2 protein-coding genes and 4 tRNA genes are annotated in these 2,000 nt (G+C 36.1%); all 6 read right to left on the reverse strand.

The features are described from left to right. Nucleotides 1-453: 453 nt before the first annotated feature. Nucleotides 454-924 (reverse strand): NUDIX hydrolase, encoded by a 471-nt coding sequence (locus tag BFU02S_RS15660; protein ID WP_066372696.1) that lies wholly within the window; start codon nt 922-924, stop codon nt 454-456. Nucleotides 925-1,006: 82 nt separating this feature from the next. Continuing rightward, the gene (locus tag BFU02S_RS15665) at nt 1,007-1,270 is read right to left on the reverse strand and encodes a tyrosine-type recombinase/integrase (RefSeq protein WP_084361164.1); all 264 of its coding nucleotides are present in this window, start codon (nt 1,268-1,270) and stop codon (nt 1,007-1,009) included. Between the two features lie 192 nt (nt 1,271-1,462). Next, nucleotides 1,463-1,544, reverse strand: a tRNA-Leu gene (locus tag BFU02S_RS15670). Nucleotides 1,545-1,579: 35 nt separating this feature from the next. Beyond that, nucleotides 1,580-1,653: transfer RNA gene (locus BFU02S_RS15675), tRNA-Trp, on the reverse strand. A 111-nt stretch (nt 1,654-1,764) separates the two neighbouring features. Further along, a tRNA-Met gene (locus BFU02S_RS15680) sits at nt 1,765-1,838 on the reverse strand. An 81-nt stretch (nt 1,839-1,919) separates the two neighbouring features. Then, a tRNA-Pro gene (locus tag BFU02S_RS15685) sits at nt 1,920-1,996 on the reverse strand. Nucleotides 1,997-2,000: the final 4 nt, after the last annotated feature.

Below are 2,000 nucleotides of genomic sequence, written 5' to 3' on the forward strand. Positions count from 1 at the left end.
ACTGTTTCTTTAAAACTTAAAGTCGTAAAAGGTGTAAGCTGAAACTGAATAAACTCCTCAGACTCAACAATAATGGGCAATTGCAAACGATCTGCATAGCACTGTTTAACACCTTGTATAGAAACTGTGTTTAATTCTAAATCCGCAAAATGAGTAATCAAATCTTTCCCCCCCAAATTATTACTAAGTAATATTAACAAACTTGCCGATTTTACTAAATTAGCTCTTTGGCAATAGAGAATGAAATTTTTTCATTCTCATTGACTTGACATTTAATCCATTTTATTAATATAAGTCTTCACCACTCAATGATTGAATTTTTTTAAATCTAACATTGTAAAAGTCATTTGACCTTTTAGCTAAAAGAAAAAGATAGTATGGTCTTTGAAAGTTGTATATATAATTGAATCACTCGTTCGTCTAACAAGAAAAGTTATTTTTTAGAAAGCTCCTTTAACCACGTTTCATCCCATTATTATCTGTTTTCGTAAATAATTGTTTAGAATAAGGTAAAGCAAGTTCTGGCATATTATTTGGATTAAAATACTGAAGTTCAGCAGTTTCATCATCTACTGGACTCAGTTCCCCGCTTTGAATAACACATTCAAACATAAAAACGTTATACTCTACTTGATGACCATTCGGATATTGGTAACGGTAATCTTTTCCACCAAATACCCCTATCAACCTCCTTGGAACAACATATAATCCTGTTTCTTCCCACACTTCACGTACAACAGCTTGTGCAGGTGCTTCGCCAATTTCTATTGCTCCTGCTGGAAGGCTCCATTTCTCACCGTTTCCTTTGTTCTGTAACAAAATTTCACCTACTTCGTTTCGAATAATTCCTGCCACACAAGGCATAAAAATCAATTCACTGCCAACTTTTTCTCGAAGTTTTTGATAATAGTTAGACATTCCCAATTTGGTTACCACCTTAATAAAATTTTCCCATTACTAATACTATAAAGTGTTTAAATTTTCCTTTTCTTCTTCAACAATCCTGTCATTTAGTGTTAAATAATTTTGCAAATGTATGCCTAAAAAGTATAACAAGAGCATCTAACCCTTTTATTCCCGCTTCCTTCCCATAAAAAGTAACTCTATTTTGGAATTGCCTTTTTGACATTTTCTCTCCATCAAGAGTGACAAACAAAGCGTCTGTTTCCATTACCCCTTGTATCTGAATATACTTCTGTAATTGATTTTTCATCTTTGCTTGAATAAGCACGATCCGCTCTTTATACGTCTTTGTATTTCTATTGATAATGGATAATTCTTAAATTGATAATTCATTTGTACGCCTTGCCATTCTTAAATTCCTCCCTGTTTAATGACAGGGTACTCACACGATTTTATGTACAAGATTTTTTTGTAAGAATCGTATTAAAGATAAATAAAAAACGCTTCTTACAATGTGTAAGAAACGTTGATTTCACTGCATTCGCAAGCAGTATCATAATACCGGTGGTCGGGGTCGAACCGACACTCCAGAAGGAACACGATTTTGAGTCGTGCGCGTCTGCCAATTCCGCCACACCGGCTTAATAAGATTTATTGATGCTGGATTATAAAATTTTGGCAGGGGCAGCAGGAATCGAACCCACACCAAAGGTTTTGGAGACCTTTGTTCTACCTTTAAACTATGCCCCTATTATTGCTGAATGGAAAAAGTTCGAAACGTTATGCAGTTTCACCCATCTGTAGGTTACTTAAGCAAATTCCTTCAGTTAAACTTGGATATCCTTACAATTGATAAAATAATAGCGGCGGAGGGGATCGAACCCCCGACCTTACGGGTATGAACCGTACGCTCTAGCCAGCTGAGCTACGCCGCCAAAGTTTTATATAGGGCCTGAGTTGAACAGAAATTTCCTGCGTGCAATGTATGCACTCCATCATCGGAAATAATATTTAAATGGTCGGGAAAACAGGATTTGAACCTGCGACCCCTACGTCCCGAACGTAGTGCTCTACCAAGCTGAGCTATTTCCCGATAA

Source organism: Neobacillus fumarioli NBRC 102428, from assembly GCF_001591485.1.
Classification (GTDB): domain Bacteria; phylum Bacillota; class Bacilli; order Bacillales; family Cytobacillaceae; genus Neobacillus; species Neobacillus fumarioli.